The organism is Kitasatospora sp. NPDC058162, from assembly GCF_042884005.1.
In the GTDB taxonomy this organism is placed as follows: domain Bacteria; phylum Actinomycetota; class Actinomycetes; order Streptomycetales; family Streptomycetaceae; genus Kitasatospora.
The window spans coordinates 137,690-163,500 of record NZ_JBHVUS010000010.1 but is presented as its reverse complement, the minus strand read 5'-3'; the positions used below and the strand labels follow the sequence as shown (position 1 = coordinate 163,500).

Genomic DNA, 25,811 nt, shown 5'->3' with positions numbered 1-25,811 from the left:
CCCCCGTCCCGCCACGAGCCGGACGGGGGTCCGGTCGGCTAAGTGGCATGGACAGGGAGAAACGAGCAAGGTGGCAACACCCAAGTCGCGCCCGCGCGACGGCTACCCAGGGCGGGCGCTGGCCCTCATCCTGGTCGTCACCGTCGGACTGGTCGCCCTCATGTTCGGGACGGGCAACACCAAGCCCCGGCTCGGTATCGACCTCGCAGGCGGCACCAGCATCACGCTGACCGCGAAGTCGACGGATCCCAAGGCGATCAACAAGACGAGCATGGACATCGCCGTCGGGATCATCGAGCGCCGCGTCAACGGGATGGGTGTCTCCGAGGCGGAGGTCCAGACCCAGGGCTCGGACACGATCATCGTGAACATCCCCAAGGGCGGCGACAAGCAGAACGCGGCGGAGCAGGTCGGTACCACCGCCAAGCTGTTCTTCCGTCCGGTCCTGGCGGTCGCGCCGAGCGGCTTCACCCCGCCCGCGCCCACCGGCACCCCGTCGGCCGGCGCCACCGGTAGCCCGAGTGCCGCCCCGTCGGGCAGCGCGACCCCCTCGGCCGGTGCCACCCCCTCGGCCGGTGCGAGCTCCTCCGCGAGCCACGCGCCCACCCCCTCCGGCAGCGCGAGCGCCACCAAGCAGGGCCGCTCCGTCGGTGAGGCGCTGGCCGCCGACGGCTCCACCCCGAGCGCCGCCGCCACGGGCGTGACCACCGCCCCGTCCGCCCCCGCCACCGGCTCGGCCGCCCCGGCCGCCTCCGGCGCGCCGAGCGCCCAGGCCACCCAGCCGAGCGCCGCCGACCTGACCGCGGCGATGACCCAGGGCACCGTGCCGCCGGAGCTGTCCGCCGCGTTCGCCGCCCTCGACTGCACCAAGCCGGAGGCCCGTACGGCCCAGACCGGCGCCGACGACAAGGCCGTCGTCCTCTGCTCGCAGAAGCCCGTGAAGGGCGGTTACTACGAGAAGCTGGTGCTCGGCCCGGTCGCGGTGAAGGGCTCGGACATCTCCAAGGCCCAGCCCTCCCTCGACCTCCAGTCCGGTGGTGGCTGGCAGGTCCAGATCCAGTTCAACGGCACCGGCACCGACGCCTTCACCAAGGTCACCGGCGCGCTGGCCACCCAGGCCCCGCCGAACAACCAGTTCGCGATCGTGCTGGACAACCAGGTCGTCTCGCACCCCGAGGTCAAGAACGCGATCCCCGGCGGCAGCGCCGTGATCACCGGCCAGTTCAGCCAGCCCGAGGCGCAGGACCTCTCCAACGTGCTGAGCTACGGCGCCCTGCCGCTCGAGTTCCAGAAGGGCGACATCACCACCGTCTCCCCGGCGCTCGGCAGCGACCAGCTCAAGGCCGGCCTCATCGCCGGCGCGATCGGCATGCTGCTGGTGGTCGCCTACTCGCTGGTCTACTACCGCGGCCTCGGCCTGGTCTCGATCGCCGGTCTGCTCGTCTCGGCGGCCCTGACCTACTCGATCATGAGCCTGCTCGGCGGCGGGATCGGCTTCGCGCTGAACCTGCCGGCGGTCTGCGGTGCGATCGTCGCGATCGGTATCACCGCGGACTCCTTCATCGTGTACTTCGAGCGCATCCGCGACGAGGTCCGCGAGGGCGCCCTGCTGCGCCCGGCCGTCCAGCGGGCCTGGCCGCGCGCCCGGCGCACCATCCTGGTCTCGGACTTCGTCTCCTTCCTCTGTGCCGCGGTGCTCTACGTGGTCTCGGTCGGCAAGGTCCAGGGCTTCGCGTTCACCCTCGGTCTGACCACCGCGCTGGACGTCGTGGTGATCTTCCTCTTCACCAAGCCGCTGATCACGCTGCTGGCCCGCCGGAAGTTCTTCTCCGACGGCCACCCGTTGTCCGGTCTGGACCCGAAGCGGCTGGGCGCCCGCCCGCCGCTGCGCAGCACCCGTCGCCGTAGCTCCTCCTCTGCCGCCGTGAAGGAGGCCTGACACCGTGTCGCGCTTCTCCAATCTGGGTCACCGGCTCTACCAGGGCGAGGTCAGCTTCGACTTCGTCGGGCGCCGCAAGCTCTGGTACTCCATCTCCGGCGTCATCGTGCTGGTCGCGGCGATCGGCCTGGCGATGGGTCTGCACCTGGGCATCGAGTTCAAGGGCGGCTCGGTCTACACCGTGACCAAGCCGGGCCTGACGATCTCGCAGGCGCAGGACACCGCTGACGGGATCGTCTCCTCGCACCCGCTGGTGCAGTCGACGGACAGCAACAAGATCCGCATCCAGGTCAGCACCGACGAGACGAAGAGCTCGGACGAGATCCGCAGCCAGCTCTCGCAGAAGCTCGGCGTGCCGCTGGACACCGTCGAGGCCCAGGTGATCGGCCCCAGCTGGGGCAAGCAGATCTCCGACAAGGCGCTCACCGGCCTGATCGTCTTCATGGTCCTGGTGACGGTCTACCTGGCGATCGCCTTCGAGTGGCGGATGGCGGTGGCCGCCCTGGTCGCCCTGATCCACGACCTCCTGATCACCATCGGCGTCTACGCCCTGGTGGGCTTCGAGGTCACCCCCGGTACGGTGATCGGCTTCCTGACGATCCTCGGGTACTCGCTCTACGACACGGTCGTCGTCTTCGACACCGTGAAGGAGAACGCGAAGGGGATCACCAAGCAGAACAAGCTCACCTACAGCGAGGCGGCGAACGCGGGCCTCAACCAGACCCTGGTGCGTTCGCTCAACACCACCGTGGTGGCGCTGCTGCCGGTCGCCGCGCTGCTGTTCATCGGTGGCGGCCTGCTGGGCGCCGGCACCCTGAACGACATCTCGCTCGCGCTGTTCATCGGCCTCGCGGCCGGTGCCTACTCCTCGATCTGCGTCGCCACCCCGCTGCTGGCGCAGCTCAAGGAGGAGCAGCCGGAGATGAAGGCGCTGCGCAAGCGCGTCCTGCAGCACCGGGCCGCCGCGGCCGCCAAGGCGGAGTCCGGCGACGCGGTGGCGACGGACGAGGGCGCGGAGGACGACCAGACTGCGGGTATGGTCGGTCAGCGCGGTCGGTCGGCCGGTACCACGCGTGCCAAGGGCCGTCCGTCGACCAAGCGCTGAACCCGATCCTGAGGACGAACACCACCATGACCACCGCCGACACCGCACTGGCCGAGCTGCTGGACAGCCGGATCCGGGACGTCCCGGACTACCCGAAGCCGGGTGTGCTGTTCAAGGACATCGCGCCGCTGCTCGCCGACGCCGAGGCCTTCGGCGCCCTCACCAGGGCGCTGGCGGACCGGGCGCTGGCGCTCGGGGCGACCAAGGTGGTGGGCCTGGAGGCGCGCGGCTTCGTGCTGGCGGCTCCGGCGGCCTTCGCGGCCGGACTGGGCTTCGTGCCGATCCGCAAGGCCGGCAAGCTGCCCGGCGAGGTGTTCCGGCGCTCGTACGAGCTGGAGTACGGCTCGGCGACGCTGGAGGTCCAGTGCGACGCCTTCGCGCCCGGTGAGCGGGTGCTGGTGGTGGACGACGTGCTGGCCACCGGTGGCACCATCGGCGCCTCGCTGGACCTCGTGAAGGAGGCCGGCGCCGAGCTGGCGGGCGTGGTGGTGCTGATGGAGCTGGGCTTCCTGGACGGCCGCGAGCGGCTGGCCGGGCACCTGGACGGCGCTCCGCTGGAGACGCTGGTCACGGTCTGAAGGGCATGACGGAAGGACGGCGGTCGGATCATCCGACCGCCGTCCTTCCGTTTCCGGGCCCGGCCGGATGAACACCGGGCCGCCCGGCTCGGTACCATGAAGATTCATCCCCTCCCGGTTGCGTCCGGACCGCACGGGCCTCGGCAGGGGTCGGCCCCGGTGCCCCCGAGGAGTGTCCTTGCCCGACGAGGTTGTGCCCACGGCCGCAGCGGCCGCCCCCGAGAACCGCCCCACGCCCTCGGGGGCCACCCCGGCACGCCCCACACCGGCCTCCTCGCGCCAGCTGGCCCCGCTCGGCCGCGGCTCCGGCACCGGCGGCGGCATGCGCGCCAGGCTGGCCCGCCTCGGCGGTCAGCGCTCCAGCGTGCTCAACCCCGTCCTGGAGCCGCTGTTCCGCTCGATCCGGGCGAACGACCCCAAGGCCGACCCGGTGCTGCTGCGCGACATCGAGCGCGCCTACGCCGTCGCCGAGAAGTGGCACCGAGGGCAGAAGCGCAAGAGCGGCGACCCGTACATCACCCACCCGCTGGCGGTCGCGACCATCCTGGCCGAACTCGGCATGGACGCCGCGACCCTGATGGCCGGGCTGCTGCACGACACCGTCGAGGACACCGACTACGGCCTGGAGACCCTGCGCAAGGACTTCGGCGACTCGGTGGCCCTGCTGGTCGACGGCGTCACCAAGCTGGACCGGGTCAAGTTCGGCGAGGCCGCGCAGGCCGAGACCGTCCGCAAGATGGTCGTGGCGATGGCCAAGGACCCCAGGGTCCTGGTGATCAAGCTCGCCGACCGCCTGCACAACATGCGCACGATGCGCTACCTCAAGCGGGAGAAGCAGGAGAAGAAGGCCCGCGAGACGCTGGAGATCTACGCCCCGCTGGCGCACCGGCTGGGCATGAACACCATCAAGTGGGAGCTGGAGGACCTCGCCTTCGCGATCCTCTACCCCAAGATGTACGACGAGATCGTCCGGCTGGTCGCCGAGCGCGCCCCCAAGCGGGACGAGTACCTGGCGACCGTCATCGACCAGGTCCAGGCGGACCTGCGCGGCGCCCGGATCACCGCCTCCGTCACCGGCCGGCCGAAGCACTACTACTCGGTCTACCAGAAGATGATCGTCCGGGGCCGGGACTTCGCCGAGATCTACGACCTGGTGGGCATCCGGGTCCTGGTCGACACCGTCCGCGACTGCTACGCGGCGCTGGGCACCATCCACGCGCGGTGGAACCCGGTGCCGGGGCGGTTCAAGGACTACATCGCGATGCCCAAGTTCAACATGTACCAGTCGCTGCACACCACGGTGATCGGGCCCGGCGGCAAGCCCGTCGAACTCCAGATCCGCACCTTCGACATGCACCGGCGGGCCGAGTACGGCATCGCCGCGCACTGGAAGTACAAGCAGCGCGCCGTCGCCGGGGCCTCCAAGATCCGCACCGACACCCCGACCCAGGTCCGCAAGGACGACAAGGCCGGCGCCGTCAACGAGATGGCCTGGCTGCGGCAGCTGCTGGACTGGCAGAAGGAGACCGCCGACCCGGGCGAGTTCCTGGAGTCGCTGCGCTTCGACCTGGCCAGCAACGAGGTCTTCGTCTTCACCCCCAAGGGCGACGTGATAGCCCTGCCGGCCGGGTCTACCCCGGTCGACTTCGCCTTCGCGGTGCACACCGAGGTCGGCTACCGGACCATAGGGGCCCGGGTCAACGGCCGCCTGGTGCCGTTGGAGTCGACCCTGGAGAACGGCGACGCCGTCGAGGTGTTCACCTCCAAGGCGGAGAACGCCGGCCCCTCCCGGGACTGGCTCGGCTTCGTCAAGTCCCCGCGCGCCCGCAACAAGATCCGCGCCTGGTTCTCCAAGGAGCGCCGCGAGGAGGCGATCGAGCACGGCAAGGAGGCGATCGTCCGGGCGATGCGCAAGCAGGGCCTGCCGATCCAGCGGATCCTGACCGGGGACTCGCTGGTCACCCTGGCCCACGAGATGCGCTACCCCGACATCTCCTCGCTCTACGCCGCCATCGGCGAGGGGCACGTCGCCGCGCAGAACATCGTCCAGAAGCTGGTCCAGGCGCTCGGCGGCGAGGAGGGTGCCACCGAGGACCTGGCCGAGACGGCCACCCCGACCCACGACAACCGGCGGGCCGTGCGCCGCCGGGCCAAGGGCGACCCGGGCGTGATCGTCAAGGGCGTCGAGGACGTCTGGGTCAAGCTGTCCCGCTGCTGCACCCCGGTGCCGGGCGACCCGATCGTCGGCTTCGTCACCCGCGGCAACGGCGTCTCGGTGCACCGCGCCGACTGCGTCAACGTCGAGGCGCTGAGCCAGCAGCCCGAGCGGATGATCGACGTCGAGTGGGCGGCCACCCAGTCCTCGGTCTTCCTGGTGGCCATCCAGGTCGAGGCGCTGGACCGCTCCCGGCTGCTCTCGGACGTCACCCGGGTGCTCTCCGACCAGCACGTCAACATCCTGTCGGCGGCGGTCCAGACCTCCCGGGACCGGGTGGCGATGAGCCGCTTCACCTTCGAGATGGGCGACCCGAAGCACCTGGGCCACGTGCTCAAGGCGGTCCGCGGCGTCGAGGGCGTGTACGACGTCTACCGGGTCACCTCCGCCCGCAAGTAGCCGCAGCGCACGAGGAAGGCCCCCGGGGAGCTCCCCGGGGGCCTTCCTCGTGCAGCGGGCCAGTGGCCTCAGCGGGCCGCTATCAGCCGCTGAACTCCTCCTGGCTCTTGTGCGCCTGCTCCAGCAGGGTCTCCACACCGGAGAGCTCGGCCTCCAGCTTGGCGACCTTGCCGGCGTTGCCCGCCGAGCGGGCCTTGTCCAGGTCGGCCCGGAGCTTGTCGGCCTTCGCCTCGAACAGGCCCACCATGCCGGCCGCGCGGGCCTTGGCCTCCGGGTTGGAGCGCTTCCACTCGGCGTCCTCGGCCTCGCGGATCGCCCGCTCGACCGCGTTCAGCCGGCCGTCCAGCTTCGGACGGATGTCGCGCGGCACGTGGCCGATGGCCTCCCAGCGCTCGTTGACCTCGCGCAGCGCGGCCTTGGCGGCCTTGAGGTCGGTGATCGGCAGGATCGCCTCGGCCTCGGTGGCCAGCGCCTCCTTGAGCTTCTGGTTCTCCACCTGCTCGGCGTCCCGCTCGCTGAACACCGCGGAACGGGCCTGGAAGAAGACGTCCTGCGCGCCGCGGAACCGCGCCCACAGCTCGTCCTCGACGTCCCGCTGCGCCCGGCCGGCGGACTTCCAGCGCGCCATCAGGTCGCGGTAGGTGGCCGCCGTGGTGCCCCAGTCGGTGGACGAGGACAGCGCCTCGGCCTCGGAGACCAGCGCCTCCTTGGTCTGCCGGGCCTGCTCGCGCTCGGCGTCCAGGGTGGCGAAGTGCGCCTTGCGGTGCTTGGAGAAGACCGAGCGGGCGTGCGAGAAGCGGTGCCACAGCTCGTCGTCGCTCTTGCGGTCCAGCCGCGGCAGGCCCTTCCAGGTGTCCACCAGGGCGCGCAGCCGGTCCCCGGCCTCCCGCCACTGGGTGGACTCGGCGAGCTGCTCGGCCTCGGAGACCAGCGCCTCCTTGGCGGTGCGGGTCTCGTCCTGGGCCTTGGCGCGGGCCGCCTTGCGCTCCTCCCGCCGGCTCTCGATCTCACCGGTGAGCGTGTCCAGCCGCTTGGCCAGCGCGTCCAGGTCGCCCACCGCGTGCCCCTCGGTCACCTGAGCGCGGAGGTGCTCCAGCGCGGTCTGGGCGTCCTTGGCGGCCAGGTCGGTGGTGCGCACCCGCTTCTCCAGCAGGCCGATCTCCACCTCGATGCCCTGGTACTTGCGCTCGAAGTAGGCGAGGGCCTCCTCGGGCGAGCCGGCCTGCCAGGAACCCACGACGCGTTCGCCGTCCGCCGTCCTGACGTACACCGTGCCCTGCTCGTCCACACGGCCCCACGGGTCGCTGCTCATAGCGCGTCCTCCACATGACGTCGCGCCCGCGCCGGGGCGGCGCGCGATCGTCGTCCACAGTTGATGTGCGGCGGACCGATGAGTCCGCCGTCCCCGTCCGCCGTGCCTTGCTGCCGAGGGTGACGGCTAGGCGGGTCCGGGCACCCTATACAACGCCAACATAGGCGACCAGGACCGGTGCTGTCCGCATCCGGGCCGGGCGATTTCGGTCCGGGGCCGGGCGGGAGGCGCGTCCGCCGCCCGCCGCCCGACCCCGGGGCCGGTCAACCCTTCGACACCGTAACCGAGTTGAGGGTGACGTCGGCCATCGGGTGGCCGTCGCCGGCGCCCTCCAGGGTGCCCGCGGCGGCGATCTTCTGGACCACGTCCAGGCCGCCGGTGATCTTGCCGAAGGGGGTGTAGTTCGGCGGCAGCTGGGTGTCCTTGTAGACCAGGAAGAACTGGCTGCCGTTGGTGCCCGGGCCGGCGTTGGCCATCGCCACGGTGCCCGCCGGGTAGGTCGCACCGGTCAGGTTCTCGTCCGCGAACTGGTAGCCGGGGCCGCCCGATCCCTTGGCGGTCGGGTCACCGCACTGGAGCACGAAGATGCCGTCGGTGGTGAGCCGGTGGCACTTGGTGTGGTCGAAGTACTGCTCGCCGGCCAGGAAGTTGAACGAGTTCACGGTGTGCGGGGCCTTGGCCGCGTCCAGCGCGACGGTGACCTTGCCGCAGTTGGTGTCCAGCGCCATGGTGTACGCGGCACCGGCGTCGACCGACATGGCCGGCTCGGCCTTGAACTGCTTGCCGTTGGGCGAGCCCGGCGCCGGGGCGGCGCAGCCCTCGACCGGCTTGCGGGTCGGGGCGGCGGCCGGGTCGGCCTTGGTCGGGTCGCCCTGGCTCGGCGCGGCCTGCGGGGTGGAGGCGGCCGAGCTGCTCTTGTCCTTGTCGTCGGAGCTGAACGCGCCGCCGGCGAACAGTCCGCCGCCGCCGGCCAGCACCACCACGGCGAGCGCGGCGCCCAGGATCGTGTTGCGGCGCTTGCGGGCGGACGCCGCCTCGGCGCGGCGCTGCATCTGGCGCTCGTACTTCTCGCGGGCGAGCTGCCGCCGCCGCTGTTCGCTGCTGACCACCGGCCGTGTCTCCTGAGCATGTGCGGGAAAAGTGGATGGGTTACGGAGCGGATCATCGCACCCATCGGCGGCCAAGTGTAGGGACCGGGCCCGTAAGGACGCGGTGAACCTGTCATGGCCCCGGCCCGCCATCGCCTATCTGGTTCGCAACCGGGCCCGGACCGCCGGTAGGCTTCCCTTACGTCATCACTACTGGTAGCCATCGCAGCTCACCGCCGCACACACCCGAAGGACGCGCGTGTTCATCGCCGGATTCCCCGCTGGAGCCTGGGGCACCAACTGCTACCTGGTCGCGCCGGCGGCGGGCGAGGAGTGCGTCATCGTCGATCCCGGGCACCAGGCCGCGCAGGGCGTCGAGGAGCTCATCCGTGAGCACCGGCTCAAGCCCGTCGCCGTCCTGCTCACCCACGGCCACATCGACCACGTCGCCTCGGTGGTCCCGGTCTGCGGCGCCCGCGGCGTCCCGGCCTGGATCCACCCCGAGGACCGGTACATGATGTCCGACCCGGAGAAGGCGCTCGGCCGCTCCCTGGGCACCCAGCTGATGGGCGAGCTCACCGTCGGCGAGCCCGACGACGTGCGCGAACTCACCGACGGCAGCGTGCTGGAACTGGCCGGCCTGCGGCTCACCGTGGACCACGCCCCGGGCCATACCGGGGGGTCGGTGACCTTCCGGACGCCCGGTGCCGAGGACCTCCCCCCGGTGCTGTTCTCGGGCGACCTGCTGTTCGCCGGCTCCATCGGGCGTACCGACCTCCCGGGCGGGGACGGCGAAGCGATCATGCGCTCGCTGGCCCGGGTGTGCCTGCCCCTCGACGACTCCACCGTGGTCCTCTCCGGCCACGGCGGTCAGACCACCATCGGCCGCGAGCGCGCCACCAACCCCTACCTCCGAGAGGCAGCGGGGGCGCCGGGCGCCCCGGCCTTCCCGCGACGAGGAATGTGACGGAAGAGAAGTTGAGCACCTTCACCGCCCCCAAGGGCACCTACGACCTGCTGCCCCCCAGCTCCGCGACCTTCCTGGCGATCCGCGAGCGCATCGCCGCGCCCGCCCGCCGGGCCGGTTACGGCTACGTCGAGACCCCGGTCTTCGAGGACGTGAAGCTGTTCTCCCGCGGCGTCGGCGAGTCCACCGACATCGTCTCCAAGGAGATGTACACCCTCACCACCAAGGGCGGCGACGAGCTCGCGCTGCGCCCCGAGGGCACCGCCTCGGTGCTGCGCGCCGCGCTCCAGGCCAACCTGCACAAGCAGGGCAACCTGCCGGTCAAGCTCTGGTACTCCGGCTCGTACTACCGCTACGAGCGCGCCCAGAAGGGCCGCTACCGCCAGTTCTCCCAGGTCGGCGCGGAGGCCATCGGCGCCGAGGACCCGGCGCTGGACGCCGAGCTGATCATCCTGGCCGACGACGCCTTCCGCGCGCTGGGCCTGAGCGACTACTCGCTGCTGCTCAACAGCCTCGGCGACAAGCAGTGCCGCCCGGTCTACCGGGCCGCCCTGATCGAGTTCCTCTCCGGCCTGGACCTGGACGAGGAGACCCGCCGCCGCGCCGAGATCAACCCGCTGCGCGTGCTGGACGACAAGCGCGAGTCGGTGCAGGAGCAGCTGGTCGGCGCCCCGATGCTGCGCGACTTCCTGTGCGAGGAGTGCAAGGCGTACGACGAGAAGGTGCGCGAGCTGCTCACCGCCGCCGGCGTCGCCTTCGTCGACGACCCGAAGCTGGTCCGCGGCCTGGACTACTACACCCGCACCACCTTCGAGTTCGTGCACAACGGCCTCGGCGCCCAGTCCGCGATCGGCGGCGGCGGCCGCTACGACGGCCTGTCCGAGATGATCGGCGGCCCGGCGCTGCCGTCCGTCGGCTGGGCGCTCGGCGTGGACCGCACGTACCTGGCGCTGGAGGCCGAGGGCGTCGTCCTCGACCTGCCGCCCGCGACCTCCGTCTACGCCGTCGCGCTCGGCGAGGAGGCCAAGAACCTGCTGTTCGCCAAGGTGATCGAGCTGCGCCGGGCCGGCGTCGCCACCGACCTCGCCTTCGGCGTCAAGAGCATCAAGAACGCCATGAAGTCCGCCGACCGGTCCGGCGCCCGCTTCGCCCTGATCGCCGGTGACCGGGACCTCGCCGAGGGCGTCGTCCAGCTCAAGGACATGAGCACCGGCGAGCAGACCCCCGTCGCCCTCGACGCACTCGTCACCACCCTGAAGGAGAAGCAGCTGTGATCCGCACGCACGACGCGGGCACGCTCCGCCCGGAGCACGCAGACACCACCGTCACCCTGGCCGGCTGGGTCGCCCGCCGCCGCGACCACGGCGGCGTCGCCTTCATCGACCTGCGCGACGCCTCCGGCACCGTGCAGATCGTGGTGCGCGACCTCGACTCGGTGCACGGCCTGCGCGCCGAGTACTGCGTCAAGGTCGTCGGTGACGTCCGGGTCCGCCCCGAGGGGAACGAGAACCCGGACATCCCGACCGGCGCGGTCGAGGTCGTCGTGAGCGACATCGAGGTCCTCTCCGAGGCCGCCCCGCTGCCGTTCCCGGTCGCCGAGTACGAGCCGGGCACGGTCAACGAGGAGGTCCGGCTGCGCTACCGCTACCTGGACCTGCGCCGCGAGGGCCCGGCCAAGGGCCTGCGGCTGCGCTCGAAGGTCAACAACATCATCCGCCGGGTGATGGAGGAGAACGACTTCCTCGACATCGAGACCCCGTACCTCACCCGCTCCACCCCCGAGGGCGCCCGCGACTTCCTCGTCCCGGTCCGCCTGCAGCCCGGCCACTGGTACGCCCTGCCGCAGTCGCCCCAGCTGTTCAAGCAGCTGCTGATGGTGGCCGGCATGGAGCGCTACTACCAGATCGCCCGCTGCTTCCGCGACGAGGACTTCCGCGCCGACCGCCAGCCGGAGTTCACCCAGCTGGACATCGAGGCCTCCTTCGTCGACCAGGAGGACATCCTGGCCCTCGGCGAGAAGATCGTCGGCTCCATCTGGCGCGAGGTCCACGGCTACGAGATCCCCAACCCGCTGCCGCGGATGACCTACGCGGACGCCATGGGCCGCTACGGCTCGGACAAGCCGGACGTCCGCTTCGGCCAGGAACTCACCGACCTCACCGAGTACTTCAAGGGCACCGAGTTCCGCGTCTTCCAGGCCCCGTACGTCGGCGCCGTGGTCATGCCGGGCGGCGCCTCGCAGCCGCGCAAGCAGCTGGACGCCTGGCAGGACTGGGCCAAGGCGCGCGGCGCCAAGGGCCTGGCCTACGTGCTGATCGACGCCGAGACCGGCGAGCTGCGCGGCCCGGTCGCCAAGAACCTCTCCGCGGAGCACCTGGCCGGCCTCGCCGCCGCGGCCGGCGCCAAGAACGGCGACGCGGTCTTCTTCGCGGCCGGCAAGGAGCGCCCCTCGCAGGAGCTGCTCGGCGCCGCCCGTCTGGAGATCGGCCGCCGCTGCGAGCTGATCGACGAGTCCCAGTGGGCCTTCCTCTGGGTCGTCGACTTCCCGATGTTCGAGCCGATCGAGGACGACAAGGGCCAGTTCCAGGGCTGGCACGCGGTGCACCACCCGTTCACCGCCCCGACCGCGGAGTCGCTGGCCAGCTTCGACACCGACCCGGGCTCGGCCCTGTCCAACGCCTACGACCTGGTCCTCAACGGCTCGGAGCTGGGCGGCGGTTCGATCCGTATCCACCAGCGGGACGTGCAGAAGCGGGCGTTCGACGCGATCGGCCTCTCCGAGGAGGAGGCGGCCTCGCAGTTCGGCTTCCTGCTGGACGCCTTCAACTACGGCCCGCCGCCGCACGGCGGTGTCGCCTTCGGCCTCGACCGGATCGTCACGCTGCTCGGCGGCTACGACACCATCCGCGACGTCATCGCCTTCCCGAAGACGTCCACCGGCGGCGACCCGCTGACCGGTGCCCCGACGCCGATCACCCCGGCGCAGCGCCGCGAGGCCGGCGTGGACGCCCAGCCGAAGGTCCGCGAGGACGCCAAGTCCGAGGCACAGCCCAAGAGCTGACACCTCGTCATACGCGCTAACCTGCAACGGCCCCGGACGGTCCACCCACCGTCCGGGGCCGGTCCACAACGTCGTGTGACACAGGGAGGGTTGACTGATGCGGGTCACCACGAGAGTCGAATGTCCGCAGGACGCCCCGGCGACCAGACGCGTGCACATGGCCGCGTTCCCCGGGCCGGACGAGGCGGACCTGGTGGACGCGCTGCGCCGCGACCCGGCCTGGCTGCCCGGGCTGTCGGTGGTCGCGGTGGACGACACCGGGCTGGTGATCGGGCACGCCCTGCTGACCCGGCTGCGGGTCGGCGGCGGTGACGGCGACGGGGACGGCGACGCGCTGGCGCTCGCACCGGTCGCGGTGGCACCGGAATGGCAGCGCCGGGGCGTCGGGGAGCTCGTCGTCCGGGCGGCGCTGTCGGCCGCCGAGGAGGCGGGGGAGAAGCTGGTGGTCGTGCTCGGCGACCCCGGGTACTACGGACGGTTCGGCTTCATCCCGGCCGGGCGGCACGAGGTGTCCGGCCCGTTCGAGGTGCCGGAGGCCTACTTCCAGGTGCTGCCGCTGCCCGCGTACGACGGCGGCCCGCGCGGGCTGTGCCGCTATCCGGAGCCCTTCGTCGAGGTGTAGGGCACGCCCTGTCCACCCGCTGCTCGCGTCCGACCTGCGGGGCCGCCGTTCTGCGCCTACGGTGAAGGGTCATCAGCGGCAGTCGGACGGAGGACCCAGGAGTGGCCGAGCAGCAGCAGCGGACCGCGAAGCCGGAACGGCTGGCGAAGAAGCCGTACGAGCGGGAACTGCTGCGGCTGCAGCAGGAGTTGGTGAAGCTCCAGGAGTGGGTGCGGGTCGAGGGCGCCCGCCTGGTGGTGGTCTTCGAGGGGCGGGACGCGGCCGGCAAGGGCGGCGCGATCAAGCGGGTGACGGAGTACCTGAACCCGCGCATCGCCCGGGTCGCGGCGCTGCCCACCCCGACCGAGCGGCAGAAGACCCAGTGGTACTTCCAGCGGTACGTCGAACACCTCCCGGCGGCCGGGGAGATCGTCCTGTTCGACCGCAGCTGGTACAACCGGGCCGGGGTCGAGCGGGTGATGGGCTTCTGCAGCGACGAGGAGTACTGGCAGTTCCTGCACCAGTGCCCGACCTTCGAACAGATGCTGACCGAGGCGGGCATCCTGCTGCGCAAGTACTGGTTCTCGGTCAGCGACACCGAGCAGGAGCGGCGGTTCCGGGACCGGCTGGAGGACCCGATGAAGCGCTGGAAGCTCTCCCCGATGGACGTGGAGTCGATCGCGCACTGGGAGGACTACTCGCGGGCCAAGGACGAGATGTTCGTCTACACCGACATCCCCCAGTCGCCCTGGCACGTGGTGGAGAGCGACGACAAGCGGCGGGCCCGGATCAACATGATCGCCCACCTGCTCTCCTCCGTGCCGTACCACGAGGTCGCCCCGCCGCGGATCGAGCTGCCGCCCCGCCCGGCCCCGCGCGGCTACCAGCGGCCCCCGCGCGACCTGCAGAAGTACGTTCCGGACCACGCTGCCAGACTGGAGTAGACGGGGCCCCGGCCGGGCGCTGCTACCGAACGGCCCCGCGTGGCGCCCGGGCGTCCACAGGAGGCGCTCATGTTCGTCCGTACCGTCTACGCGACCGGTGATCCGGACCGGATCGGCCCGACCCTGGAGGGCCTGGCCACCGAGGCCGTCGACCTGCTCTCCGGACAGCCGGGCTACCGCGGCTACGGGCTGTTCGCCGACCGGACCGTCGGCAAGATCACGATGGGCTCGTGGTGGGAGTCCGCCCAGGCCGAGCGTGACAGCGACGCGGCGCTGGGCACCCGCCGCCGTGAGCTGCTGGCGCCGCTGGCCGGCACCGTGACCACCGACGTCTGGGAGGCCGTGGCGACGGCGCCGCCCGGTGTCGCCGGACCCGGCGCGATGTTCCGGCTGTCGAGGTCCGACATCGATCCGGCCAAGGTGGACGCGGCGGCCGAGATCTTCCAGGACCAGGTGCTGCCGGTGCTGGAGAAGAAGCCCGGCTTCGTGACCGGCGCGATGCTGGCCGACCGCGCGACCGGCCGGCTCTCCGTGGGCTCGATCTACGCGGACCGGGCGAGCTTCGACGCCGCGCGCGGGCCGACAGCGGACTCCAGGGCGCACGCGCTGGCCGCGTTGGGAGGCACGCTGCGGTCGCTGGAGGAGTTCGAGGTGGTCCTGCTGGACCGCCGGACCCCGCAGGCGTAGCCGGTCCTGGTGTCGGCGGGCTCAACTAGGCTTCCGGTGTGGACGAACCGGACCTCTTCACCGCCGCCGCCGAGGAACTCCAGACCAGGGAGCCCGGCCGGGCCCCGCTGGCCGTACGGATGCGCCCGCGCACCCTGGACGAGGTGGCCGGGCAGCGGCAGCTGCTGAAGCCCGGCTCGCCGCTGCGCCGGCTGGTGTCCGGCTCCCGGGGGCCGGCCGCCACCAGTTCGGTGATCCTCTGGGGCCCGCCCGGCACCGGCAAGACCACCCTGGCGCACGTGATCAGCCAGGCCGTGGAGGGCCGCTTCGTCGAGCTGTCCGCGATCACCGCCGGGGTCAAGGAGGTCCGGGCGGTGATCGACGGCGCCCGGCGGGCGGTCGGCATGTCCGGCCGGGAGACGGTGCTGTTCCTGGACGAGATCCACCGCTTCTCCAAGGCCCAGCAGGACTCGCTGCTGCCCGCCGTGGAGAACCGCTGGGTCACCCTGATCGCGGCGACCACCGAGAACCCGTACTTCTCGGTGATCTCCCCGCTGCTGTCCCGCTCGCTGCTGCTCACCCTGGAGTCGCTGACCGACGAGGACGTCCGGGCCCTGCTGCGCCGGGCGGTGGCCGACGAGCGCGGCCTGGAGGGCGCGCTGGAGCTGACCGAGGAGGCCGAGGACCACCTGGTGCGGCTGGCCGGCGGGGACGCCCGGCGAGCGCTCACCACGCTGGAGGCGGCGGCCGGGGCGGCGCTGGAGAAGGGCGAGGAGAGCATCTCGCTGGCCACCACCGAGACGGCCGTGAACCAGGCGGCGGTGCGCTACGACAAGGACGGCGACCAGCACTACGACGTGGCCAGCGCGCTGATCAAGTCGATCCGCGGCAGCGACGTGGACGCCACCCTGCACTACCTGGCCCGGATGATCGAGGCGGGGGAGGACCCGCGGTTCATCGCCCGGCGGCTGATGATCTCGGCCAGCGAGGACGTCGGCCTGGCCGACCCGACGGCGCTGCAGACGGCGGTGGCGGCGGCCCAGGCGGTGGCGCTGATCGGCTTCCCGGAGGCTCGGATCATCCTCTCCCAGGCGGCGATCGCGCTGGCCCTGGCGCCGAAGTCCAACTCGGCCTACCTGGCGATCGACGCGGCGCTGGCGGACGTCCGGCAGGGGCTGGCGGGGGCCGTCCCGCCGCACCTGCGGGACGCCCACTACGGCGGCGCGGGCAAGCTCGGGCACGGCAGGGGCTACCAGTACCCGCACGACCTGCCGGAGGGCATCGCCGCCCAGCAGTACGCGCCGGACTCGGTGCACGGCCGGGAGTACTACCAGCCGAACCGGCGCGGCGGCGAGGTGCGGTACGCGGACACCGTGGAGTGGACGCGCGGGCGGCTGCGGGGGGAGCGCCGGAGCGCCGAGAAGCGGGCGGACAAGGAGGAGCAGAAGCCCGTGGAGAAGGGCGAGTGATCCACCGGTATACTCAGTCGGAGTGCCATGTCCCGGGACGGCGGCGGGGGAGACCCCACCGACCGGCCGCACCAGCGGGGCAGTGGCCGTAGGCCTCCTCCGGGAGGCCCGCACCAGGAGCGTCGCGCACCGTTTCGGTGTCGCGGACGGCCCGGTTTTCCGGGCCCTTCGTGTGACCAGCACTTCATGTGCCCGGCTCCGGAGAGCGGCTGATCCCTTCGCGCAGGCGTCGGGGTTATCTCCGGGTCGCGACATGCGACCTCCGTCAACACCTGGTGAAAGCCGTATTCGTAAGCAAGGAAGGTTTGGTTCATGGCGAACCAGAAGCGTCCCAAGGTCAAGATCGCGCGTGCGCTCGGCGTGCCGCTGACCCCGAAGTCCGTCAAGTACTTCGAGGCCCGCCCGTACCCGCCCGGCCAGCACGGCCGTGGTCGCAAGCAGAACTCGGACTACAAGGTCCGTCTGCTCGAGAAGCAGCGTCTGCGCGCCCAGTACGACCTGAGCGAGAAGCAGATGGCGCGCGCGTTCGACCGCGCGAAGAAGGCCGAGGGCAAGACCGGTGAGGCGCTCGTCGCCGACCTGGAGACCCGTCTGGACTCCCTGGTCCTGCGTTCGGGCATCGCCCGCACCATCTACCAGGCCCGCCAGATGGTCGTCCACGGCCACATCGAGGTCAACGGCGGCAAGGTCAACAAGCCGTCGTTCCAGATGAAGCCGGGCTTCGTGGTCACCGTCCGCGAGCGCTCCAAGGAGAAGGTCCCCTTCCAGGTCGCCCGTGAGGGTGGCTACGCGGGTGAGGGCCAGACCCCGAAGTACCTCGAGGTCAACCTGAAGGCCCTGGCCTTCCGCCTGGACCGTGCGCCGCAGCGCAAGGAGGTCCCGGTGATCTGTGACGAGCAGCTGGTCGTCGAGTACTACTCGCGCTGACCCACGCTCGGTTCGCACTTCGCGGAACCACGAGCGAGCCCCCGTCGCCTTTCGAGGCGGCGGGGGCTCGCCCCTTTTCCGGTGCCGGTCGGTCCGGTGCCGGTCGGCCCTCCGGTTACAGCTCCCCGCCCGCCATCGCGGCGGCCAGCCGCAGGTGCGGGCGGGCCTCCTCGGCGCGGCCCTGGCGCTCCAGGGTGCGGCCGAGCATCAGCCGGGCGTAGTCCTCGGCCGGGTCCAGGTCGAGGATCCGGCGCAGTTCGGCCTCGGCGCGGCCGAGCTGGGCGGAGTGGAAGTAGCTGCGGGCCAGCAGCAGCCGGACGGAGAGGTTGGCCGGCTCCTCGGCCAGCACGCCCTCCAGCATGCGGGCGGCGTCGCTGTACGCCTTGGACTCGAAGTAGAAGTTCGCGAGGCGGTACTCGTCGTGGACGGCCATGGTGCTCCTTCCGGGTGGATCCTTGCCTCCTCAAGCAATCGGCAAGCTTCAGCTATTCCGCACCGGCGACGGTGCCGGTGCGGGCGGCGCCGGGCAGGGACCGGGGCGGTGCCCCGGGCCGTCCGCCGCGCCCCCGTCGCCGAGCGCCCGGCACACCGCGGCGTCCAGGTCCAGCCGGCCGCCGGCCAGGTAGCAGTCCTCGTACTCCTGCTCGGTGAGCCCGGCCCGGGCCCGTTCGGCGCACTCCTGGTGCGGGCCGAAGAAGGAGCGCGAGCCCAGGAAGGGGTTGCCGACCGCGCGCCAGATCCGGTGCGCGGCGCCCTGCAGCACCCGGGCCTCGCACAGGTCGGCCGGCTCGCCCGGCCCGGGCGGCTCGGTCGCCAGCAGCGCCAGCAGGTCGATCCCCAGCACGATGCCGAGCAGGTCGTGGAAGCGGTGGTTCAGCCGGACGCACTCGCGGGCCAGCGCGCGGGCCGGCTGGACGGCGCCGTCCAGGTAGTGCGAGTACGCCGACGTGTACAGCACGTACGCGTACGCCCACTGCTCGCCGTGCTCCTCGCACACCTCGCGGGCCTGGCCGAACCAGAGCTCGGCGCTGTCCGGGTCGGCCTGGAACAGGTAGGCGAGGCCCAGCTCGATCATGGCCATCACCACGTTGCTGTTCAGCTCGCCGATGGTCCGGTAGTGCCAGAGCGCCTCCTCGAACAGCTCGGCGGCGCGCTCCGGGTCGTCGCCGATCAGGGCGACGCAGCCCTGGCGGTGGACGGCGTAGGCGAGGGCCCGGTCGTCGCCGGTGTCCAGGGCCTGGCGGCGGCACTCCTCCAGCGCGGGGCGGGCGGTGCCGAGGTCGCCCTGGAGGGTGGCCATGTAGCCGGTCACCCACAGGGCCTTGGCCCGGGCCTCGGTGGGTTCTCGGTCCAGGGCGAGCGCGCGGTCCAGCCAGTGCCGGCCCTCGCCGAGGTGGCCGCAGCCGACCCAGTAGAACCAGAGGGTGCCGGCCAGCAGCAGCGCGATCTGCTCCTCGCCGGGTTCGGCGAGGCAGAACTCCAGCGCGGCGCGCAGGTTGGTGTGGGCGAGCCGGGTGCGCTCGGCGGTCTCGGCCTGCCGGGGGCCGAACCACTCCACCTCGCCCCAGGTGGCCACGCCCAGGTACCAGTCCCGGTGGCGGCGCAGCAGCCGCTGCTCCCGGCCGGCGGCGCGCAGCCAGTGGCCGCCGTACTCGCGCAGGGTGTCCAGCAGGCGGAAGCGGACGCCGAAGGCGCTCTCCTCGCGCAGCACCACGGACTTGGCGACGAGTTCGTCCAGCAGGTCGAGCACGTCCTCGGGCTCGATGCCCTCGCCGGCGCAGACGTACTCGGCGGCCTCCAGGTCGAAGCTGCCGGCGAAGATCGACAGGCGGGCCCAGAGTAAACGTTCCTGCACAGTGCACAGCTCATGGCTCCAGCCGATCGTGGTCCGCAGCGTCTGGTGCCTCGGCAGGGCCGTCCGGGAGCCGCCGGTGAGCAGCCGGAAGCGGTCGTCCAGCCGGGCGGTGATCTGCTCCACCGACAGCGCCCGCAGCCGGCCGGCGGCCAGCTCCACCGCCAGCGGGATGCCGTCCAGCCGGCGGCAGAGCAGGCCGACGGCCTCCGCGTTCGCCTCGGTCACCTCGAAGGACGGCAGCACGGCCCTGGCCCGGTCGGCGAACAGCCGCACCGCGTCCGGCAGCGGGCCCGGACCCGTCCGCCGGTCCGGCGGCGGGTCGACCGGCAGCGGCGCCAGCGTCAGCAGGTGCTCGCCCGAGGCCCGCAGCGCGGCGCGGCTGGTGGCCAGCACCCGCAGGCCGGGCAGCGCGCGCAGCAGCGCGTCGGTCAGCTCGGCGCAGGCCTCCACCAGGTGCTCGCAGCCGTCCAGCACCAGCAGCAGGCGCAGCCCGGCCAGGTGCTCGCCCAGCACGTCCAGCGGCGGCCGGGCGGTGCCGTCGGTCAGCCGCAGCGCCTCCAGCACGGCGTGGCCGAGCAGCAGCGGGTCCTGCACCGGGGCCACGTCCACCAGCCAGGTGCCGTCCGGGAAGGCCCCGGCCGCCCGGGCCGCCGCCCGCAGCGCGAGCCGGCTCTTGCCCACCCCGCCGGGCCCGGTCACCGTCACCAGCCGGGCGCTGGCGAGCAGGCCCGCCAGATCGGTCAGTTCCCGCTGCCGCCCGACGAAGCCCGTCACCTCGGCCGGCAGCCGGCCCGGTTCCGGCTCGCGCGGCCGCGCCGCGGGCTGTGCTGTCCAGTCGCCGGCCAAGCGCTGCTCCCCGTTGCTCCGGCCCGGACCGCGCCGGTCCGGACGTGCGTCGGGCCGTACGGGCGACGGCCCGCCTGGCAGAACGAGGTGACCGGCCGGTAGGTTACGCGCACGGTTCGCACACCCGGGCGAGGCCACGGCCGTGACCCGGTCCGGAAACGCAGGCCGGGCGCGATAGGGTTCGGTTGGTAACCGGCAAGGCGAGGAGCGCGCAGAAGTGTCCGTGGGAGAGCTGGCCGGATTGCTCGTCGCCGTGTTCTGGGCGGTCCTGGTCACCCTGCTCGCCGTGGTGCTGGTCCGCCTCTCCCGGGTGCTGAAGGAGGCCACCGTCCTGGTCTCCGCGGTCACCGAGCAGGCCGTCCCGCTGCTGGCCGACGCGGGCGCCGCGGTGCGCAGCGCCAACGAGCAGCTGGAGCGGGTGGACGAGATCACCGCCAACGTGCAGGACGCCGCCGCCAACGCCAACGCGCTCTCCTCCACCGTGGCCGCCACGCTGGGCGGACCGCTGGTGAAGGTCGCCGCCTTCAGCTACGGCGTCCGCAAGGCCGTCGCCAAGCAGCAGGGGACCCTGCCGACCGGCCCGCTGCAGCCCGGCGAGCGCGACGAGCTCGCGCGACTGGTCCGGGCCGAGGTGCGCGCCGCGACCGCGCCCCGGGGCGGCCTGTTCTCCCGGGTCCGGCGAGCGGTGAGGAGCTGACGGCATGGCACGGATCTTCTGGATGGCCGTCGGCGCCGGCGCCGCGGTGTGGGCCATGAACAAGGCCAACGACGCCGTGCAGCGGCTCACCCCCGACAGCCTCTCCGGCACCGCCGCGCGCGGTGCGCTGCACCTGGGCGACCTCGCCAAGCAGTTCGCCCAGGACGTGCGCTCCGGCATGGCCGAGCGCGAGGAGCAGCTCAAGGACGACCTCGGACTGCACGGCACCGCCGTGGCGGAGCCCCGCAGTGCCGTCACGCGCAGCACCCGCCGGGTCCTGCGCGGGGAGCCGCAGTACCGAGCTATCTCGGCGGCGCCCGGTCGCCCGGCCGCCGCCCTGCCTCCCGCCAGAAGTGCCCGTACCACCCCACAGACCATTGAAGAGACGCCCCGCCGAGCCCTGCCGCGGGGCGGAACGAACCGGAAGGACCACTAATGGAGTCGGCTGAGATCCGCCGCCGCTGGCTGCGCTTCTTCGAGGAGCGCGGCCACACCGTCGTTCCGTCGGCGTCCCTGGTCGCCGACGACCCCACCCTGCTGCTGGTCAACGCCGGCATGGTGCCGTTCAAGCCCTACTTCCTGGGCGAGGTCAAGCCGCAGTTCTCGCGCGCCACCAGCGTCCAGAAGTGCGTGCGCACCCTGGACATCGAGGAGGTCGGGAAGACCACCCGGCACGGCTCCTTCTTCCAGATGTGCGGCAACTTCTCCTTCGGCGACTACTTCAAGGAAGGAGCCATCAAGTTCGCCTGGGAGCTGCTCACCACTCCCGTCGCGGACGGTGGCTACGGCCTGGAGAAGGAGAAGCTCTGGATCACCGTCTACAAGGACGACGACGAGGCCGAGCAGATCTGGCGTGACGTCATCGGCGTGCCCTCGGAGCGCATCCAGCGCCTGGGCATGAAGGACAACTTCTGGTCGATGGGCGTCCCCGGCCCGTGCGGCCCGTGCTCGGAGATCAACTACGACCGCGGCCCCGCGTACGGCGAGGAGGGCGGCCCGGCCGTCAACGGCGAGCGCTACCTGGAGATCTGGAACCTGGTCTTCATGCAGTACGAGCGCGGCCACGGCGACGGCAAGGACGGCTTCGAGATCCTCGGCGACCTGCCGAGCAAGAACATCGACACCGGTCTCGGCCTGGAGCGCCTCGCCGCGATCCTGCAGGACGTCGACAACCTCTTCGAGATCGACACCAGCCGGATGATCCTGGACCGCGCCGCCGAGCTCACCGGCCACACCTACGGCGCCGACCACAAGTCGGACGTCTCGCTGCGCGTGGTCACCGACCACATCCGCACCGCGCTGATGCTGGTCGGCGACGGCGTCACCCCCGGCAACGAGGGCCGCGGCTACGTGCTGCGCCGCATCCTGCGCCGCGCGATCCGCAACATGCGCCTGCTGGGTGCCACCGAGCCGGTGGCCAAGGAGCTCATCGACGTCGCGATCAAGGCGATGGCGCCGCAGTACCCCGACCTGGAGAGCGACCGCAAGCGCATCGAGACGGTCGTCGTCGGCGAGGAGGCGGCCTTCCTGCAGACCCTGAAGGCCGGCACCAACCTGCTGGACGTCGCGGTCACCGAGACCAAGCAGTCCGGCGGCGTGGTGCTCTCCGGCGACCAGGCGTTCAAGCTGCACGACACCTACGGCTTCCCGATCGACCTCACCCTGGAGATGGCCGAGGAGCAGGGCCTCCAGGTCGACGAGGCCGGCTTCCGCCGTCTGATGCAGGAGCAGCGGGACCGCGCCAAGGCGGACGCCAAGGCCAAGAAGATGGGCCACGCCGACGTCGCCGCGTACCGCGAGGTCGCCGACAAGTCCGGCGCGAGCGTCTTCACCGGCTACAGCCTGACCGAGGGCGAGGCCACCGTCGTCGGCCTGCTGGTGGACGGCGTCCCGTCGCCGGCCGCCTCCGAGGGCGACGAGGTCGAGCTGATCCTCGACCGCACGCCGTTCTACGCCGAGGGCGGCGGCCAGCTCGCCGACCACGGCCGGATCCGGCTGGAGTCCGGCGCGGTCGTCGAGATCCGCGACGTGCAGCAGCCCGTCCCGGGCGTCATCGTCCACTCGGGCGGCGTGCTGTTCGGCGAGGTCGTGCTCGGCGCCTCGGCGTACGCCACGATCGACATCGACCGCCGCCGGGCGATCGCCCGCGCCCACTCGGCCACCCACCTGACCCACCAGGCGCTGCGCGACGCGCTCGGCCCGACGGCCGCCCAGGCCGGCTCCGAGAACGCCCCGGGCCGCTTCCGCTTCGACTTCGGCTCGCCCGCCGCCGTTCCGGGCAGTGTGCTGGTGGACGTCGAGCAGAAGATCAACGACGTGCTGGGCCGCGAGCTGGAGGTCACCGCCGAGGTCATGACGATGGACCAGGCCCGCAAGGCCGGCGCCATCGCGATGTTCGGCGAGAAGTACGGCGACGAGGTGCGGGTCGTCTCCATCGGCGACTTCTCCAAGGAGCTGTGCGGCGGTACCCACGTCGGCAACACCGCCCAGCTGGGCCTGGTGAAGCTGCTCGGCGAGTCCTCGATCGGCTCCGGCGTGCGCCGCGTCGAGGCGCTGGTCGGCGTCGACGCCTACAAGTTCCTGGCCCGCGAGCATACCGTGGTGGCCCAGCTGACCGAGTTGGTCAAGGGCCGCCCGGAGGAGCTGCCGGAGAAGATCTCGGGCATGCTCACCAAGCTCAAGGACGCGGAGAAGGAGATCGAGCGCTTCCGCGCCGAGAAGGTGCTGGTCGCCGCGGCGGGCCTGGCCGACTCGGCCGAGGACGTGCACGGCATCGCCGTGGTCGCCGCGCAGGTCGCCGACGGTGTGGGCGCGGACGAGCTGCGCAAGCTGGTCCTGGACGTGCGCGGCCGCCTGGGCGCCCGCCCGGCCGTGGTCGCCGCGTTCACCGTGGCCAACGACCGCCCGCTGACCGTGATCGCCACCAACGAGGACGCCCGCGGCCGCGGCATCAAGGCCGGCGAGCTGGTCCGCACCGCCGCCAAGACCCTCGGCGGCGGCGGTGGCGGCAAGGACGACGTCGCCCAGGGCGGCGGCTCCAACCCGGCCGCGGTCGGCGAGGCCATCGCCGCGGTGCGCGGCCTGGTCGCGGAGCGCGCCAGCTGATGGAGCAGGAGCAGAGGCCCTTCCGCCGTGGGCGGCGGATCGCCGTCGACGTCGGTGACGCCCGGATCGGGGTCGCGTCCTGCGACCCCGACGGGGTGCTCGCCACGCCGGTGGAGACCGTCCCGGCCGGGGTGAAGTCGCAGGCCAGGATCGCCGCGATCGTCGAGGAGTACGACGCGATCGAGGTGGTCGTCGGGCTGCCGCGTTCGCTCAGCGGCAAGGAGGGCCCGGCGGCGGAGAAGGTCCGGGCGTACGCCACGCGGCTGGCCAACCGGCTCTACCCGGTGCCGGTGCGGCTGGTGGACGAGCGGATGACCACCGTCACCGCGACCCAGGGGCTGCGCGCCTCGGGGGTCAAGGCGAAGAAGGGCCGCTCGGTGGTCGACCAGGCCGCCGCGGTGGTGATCCTGCAGACCGCCCTTGAGTCCGAACGGGTGAGCGGACGCCCGCCCGGTGAGAGCGTCGAGGCGGTCGGCTGACCGGTCTGATCTAACGTCCCGAAGAGGGGTCCGTGCGGACGCGTCCGCACGGACCCCTCTTTCGTTCGTTTCCGTGTCTGTTTCGGACCGATCCGGATTGTTCTGGATCGTTTCTTCGGCCCGGAGCGATTCTCAGCGATTCGGGACCGCCGAGGGGGCCGCGAGCCATGACCGACCAGGACTTCCACCCGGGGCTCACTCCGGGACACCTGGGTGCGCCGGTGCTGGAGCCGGAGGGCCGTCCCCCGGGTGCGCCCCGGCCGCGCTCCGATGCGCCGGATCCGCACCGACGGCGTAACGGACTGGCCTGCGGGCTCACCGCCCTCGCCCTGATCGCGGTCTTCGGCGGGATCGGGCTCACCGGCTACACCTGGTTCCAGCAGCAGCGCAAACCCCCGGCGGCCGCCGACTACGCGGGGCAGGGCAACGGGAGCGTCCAGGTCTCGGTGCCGGAGGGCGCGGGCCTGTCCCAGATCGCCTCCGCGCTGGTCCGCAACGGGGTGGTGGCCAGCTCGCTCGCCTTCACCCGGGCGGCGAAGGGCAGCGCGGCCGCCGCCGGGCGGATCCAGCCCGGCACCTACACCCTGAAGCAGAAGATGTCGGCCGCCGCGGCGCTGTCCGTACTGATCGACCCGGCCAACGCCAACGGCCTGACCATTCCCGAGGGTTGGCGCGGCTACCAGATCTTCGCGGCGATCGACAAGAAGCTGAACCTCCCCGCGGGCACGACCCAGAAGGCCGCCCAGGACCAGGGCGCCGAACTCGGGCTGCCGGACTTCGCCAAGGGCAGCCCGGAGGGCTACCTGTTCCCCGCGACCTACGCCGTCACCGACGGGACCACCGCACTGGACCTCTTGAAGCAGATGGTCGAGCGGGCCGGCAAGGAGTTCAGCCGGGACGACGCCAACGTGGTCGCGCAGAACCTCGGGCAGAGCCTGTACGGGCTGGTCACCGTCGCCAGCATGGTCCAGGGCGAGGCCGACAACACCGAGGACATGGGCAAGGTGGCCCGGGTCATCTACAACCGGCTGGCCAAGGGGATGCCGCTGCAGCTGGACTCCACCATCAACTACGCCCTCGGCCGCTCGACCCTGAACACCACGGTCACCGACACCAGGCTGGACTCCCCGTACAACACCTACCTCCACCCGGGGCTGCCGCCGTCCCCGATCTCCAACCCGGGCCGGCAGGCGATCATGGCGGCGCTGGACCCGACGCCGGGGGACTGGGTGTACTTCGTCACCGTGAAGCCGGGGGACACCCGCTTCACCGACAGCTTCGACGTGCAACAGAAGAACGTCGCGGAGTTCAACGCCGTCCGGGCGGCCAAACCGAGCGCCCCGGCCTCCTCCGATCCGTCCGCCGCCGCGCCCTCGACGCCGGGCGCCACCGCACCGTGACGGGCCCGTGCGCCGAGCGTGAGGTCGCTCACTGACAGTGCGTCCGCCCGGGCGGGGGTGCGGCTGCGGTACGGTAACGTCTCCTCCCAGGCGCTGCGCTAGCACGCCGGTTCGAGAATCAGCCGGGACTGCGTCGTCCCGGACGGCCGGTCCGATCC

21 protein-coding genes are annotated in these 25,811 nt (G+C 72.0%); 17 read left to right on the top strand and 4 right to left on the bottom strand.

The window, feature by feature from the left end:
* Positions 1–70: 70 nt before the first annotated feature.
* The 4 genes from secD to ACFVXG_RS21465 all read left to right on the top strand — a co-directional run bounded on the left by secD (position 71) and on the right by ACFVXG_RS21465 (position 6,236).
* Entirely contained in the window at positions 71–1,939 is a 1,869-nt protein-coding gene (gene secD / locus ACFVXG_RS21480; protein ID WP_387929718.1) for a protein translocase subunit SecD, read from the top strand.
* A gap of 4 nt (positions 1,940–1,943) precedes the next feature.
* On the top strand, positions 1,944–3,044 hold the full coding sequence (gene secF, locus ACFVXG_RS21475) for a protein translocase subunit SecF (RefSeq protein ID WP_387929717.1): 1,101 nt from the start codon (positions 1,944–1,946) through the stop codon (positions 3,042–3,044).
* Between the two features lie 26 nt (positions 3,045–3,070).
* Positions 3,071–3,622: an adenine phosphoribosyltransferase gene (locus ACFVXG_RS21470; RefSeq protein WP_387929715.1), complete on the top strand. Its 552-nt coding sequence runs from the start codon at positions 3,071–3,073 to the stop codon at positions 3,620–3,622.
* Positions 3,623–3,800: 178 nt separating this feature from the next.
* The gene (locus ACFVXG_RS21465) at positions 3,801–6,236 is read left to right on the top strand and encodes a RelA/SpoT family protein (RefSeq protein ID WP_387929713.1); all 2,436 of its coding nucleotides are present in this window, start codon (positions 3,801–3,803) and stop codon (positions 6,234–6,236) included.
* 82 nt (positions 6,237–6,318) lie between these two features.
* Here ACFVXG_RS21465 and ACFVXG_RS21460 read toward each other — a convergent pair whose 3' ends face one another.
* On the bottom strand, positions 6,319–7,548 hold the full coding sequence (locus tag ACFVXG_RS21460) for a DUF349 domain-containing protein (RefSeq protein WP_387929712.1): 1,230 nt from the start codon (positions 7,546–7,548) through the stop codon (positions 6,319–6,321).
* 263 nt (positions 7,549–7,811) lie between these two features.
* The gene (locus ACFVXG_RS21455) at positions 7,812–8,657 is read right to left on the bottom strand and encodes a peptidylprolyl isomerase (protein ID WP_387929711.1); all 846 of its coding nucleotides are present in this window, start codon (positions 8,655–8,657) and stop codon (positions 7,812–7,814) included.
* A gap of 238 nt (positions 8,658–8,895) precedes the next feature.
* Between ACFVXG_RS21455 and ACFVXG_RS21450 the strand changes: the two genes are divergently transcribed.
* From ACFVXG_RS21450 to rpsD, 8 genes are all read left to right on the top strand, one after another.
* The gene (locus tag ACFVXG_RS21450; RefSeq protein WP_387929709.1) at positions 8,896–9,603 is read left to right on the top strand and encodes an MBL fold metallo-hydrolase; all 708 of its coding nucleotides are present in this window, start codon (positions 8,896–8,898) and stop codon (positions 9,601–9,603) included.
* Between the two features lie 11 nt (positions 9,604–9,614).
* Positions 9,615–10,877: a histidine--tRNA ligase gene (hisS, locus tag ACFVXG_RS21445; RefSeq protein ID WP_387929707.1), complete on the top strand. Its 1,263-nt coding sequence runs from the start codon at positions 9,615–9,617 to the stop codon at positions 10,875–10,877.
* Positions 10,874–12,664 carry an aspartate--tRNA ligase gene (gene aspS / locus ACFVXG_RS21440; protein ID WP_387929705.1) on the top strand — a complete coding sequence of 597 codons (1,791 nt, stop codon included), beginning with the start codon at positions 10,874–10,876 and terminating at the stop codon, positions 12,662–12,664. The genes hisS and aspS overlap by 4 nt, the downstream gene beginning before the upstream one ends.
* Before the next feature lie 97 nt (positions 12,665–12,761).
* Positions 12,762–13,286: a GNAT family N-acetyltransferase gene (locus ACFVXG_RS21435; protein WP_387929703.1), complete on the top strand. Its 525-nt coding sequence runs from the start codon at positions 12,762–12,764 to the stop codon at positions 13,284–13,286.
* A gap of 101 nt (positions 13,287–13,387) precedes the next feature.
* Complete coding sequence (gene ppk2, locus ACFVXG_RS21430) at positions 13,388–14,209, top strand: polyphosphate kinase 2 (RefSeq protein ID WP_387929701.1); 822 nt, start codon at positions 13,388–13,390, stop codon at positions 14,207–14,209.
* 69 nt (positions 14,210–14,278) lie between these two features.
* Positions 14,279–14,896: a hypothetical protein gene (locus tag ACFVXG_RS21425; RefSeq protein WP_387929699.1), complete on the top strand. Its 618-nt coding sequence runs from the start codon at positions 14,279–14,281 to the stop codon at positions 14,894–14,896.
* Between the two features lie 38 nt (positions 14,897–14,934).
* Positions 14,935–16,344 (top strand): replication-associated recombination protein A, encoded by a 1,410-nt coding sequence (locus tag ACFVXG_RS21420; RefSeq protein WP_387929697.1) that lies wholly within the window; start codon positions 14,935–14,937, stop codon positions 16,342–16,344.
* A 312-nt stretch (positions 16,345–16,656) separates the two neighbouring features.
* Complete coding sequence (gene rpsD / locus ACFVXG_RS21415) at positions 16,657–17,271, top strand: 30S ribosomal protein S4 (RefSeq protein WP_030240707.1); 615 nt, start codon at positions 16,657–16,659, stop codon at positions 17,269–17,271.
* A gap of 115 nt (positions 17,272–17,386) precedes the next feature.
* Here rpsD and ACFVXG_RS21410 read toward each other — a convergent pair whose 3' ends face one another.
* A complete protein-coding gene (locus ACFVXG_RS21410) occupies positions 17,387–17,704 on the bottom strand; it encodes a tetratricopeptide repeat protein (RefSeq protein ID WP_387929695.1) in 318 nt (105 codons plus the stop codon).
* Between the two features lie 48 nt (positions 17,705–17,752).
* The gene (locus ACFVXG_RS21405; protein ID WP_387929693.1) at positions 17,753–19,972 is read right to left on the bottom strand and encodes an ATP-binding protein; all 2,220 of its coding nucleotides are present in this window, start codon (positions 19,970–19,972) and stop codon (positions 17,753–17,755) included.
* Between the two features lie 217 nt (positions 19,973–20,189).
* Here ACFVXG_RS21405 and ACFVXG_RS21400 point away from each other — a divergent pair, with 217 nt between their 5' ends.
* The 5 genes from ACFVXG_RS21400 to mltG all read left to right on the top strand — a co-directional run bounded on the left by ACFVXG_RS21400 (position 20,190) and on the right by mltG (position 25,653).
* A complete protein-coding gene (locus ACFVXG_RS21400) occupies positions 20,190–20,669 on the top strand; it encodes a DUF948 domain-containing protein (RefSeq protein ID WP_387929691.1) in 480 nt (159 codons plus the stop codon).
* Between the two features lie 4 nt (positions 20,670–20,673).
* The gene (locus ACFVXG_RS21395) at positions 20,674–21,105 is read left to right on the top strand and encodes a DUF6167 family protein (RefSeq protein ID WP_387929689.1); all 432 of its coding nucleotides are present in this window, start codon (positions 20,674–20,676) and stop codon (positions 21,103–21,105) included.
* Entirely contained in the window at positions 21,105–23,774 is a 2,670-nt protein-coding gene (alaS, locus tag ACFVXG_RS21390; RefSeq protein WP_387929687.1) for an alanine--tRNA ligase, read from the top strand. Before ACFVXG_RS21395 ends, alaS begins: the two co-directional genes overlap by 1 nt.
* The gene (gene ruvX, locus ACFVXG_RS21385; protein ID WP_387929685.1) at positions 23,774–24,253 is read left to right on the top strand and encodes a Holliday junction resolvase RuvX; all 480 of its coding nucleotides are present in this window, start codon (positions 23,774–23,776) and stop codon (positions 24,251–24,253) included. Before alaS ends, ruvX begins: the two co-directional genes overlap by 1 nt.
* 167 nt (positions 24,254–24,420) lie before the next feature.
* Positions 24,421–25,653: an endolytic transglycosylase MltG gene (gene mltG / locus ACFVXG_RS21380; protein WP_387929683.1), complete on the top strand. Its 1,233-nt coding sequence runs from the start codon at positions 24,421–24,423 to the stop codon at positions 25,651–25,653.
* Positions 25,654–25,811: the final 158 nt, after the last annotated feature.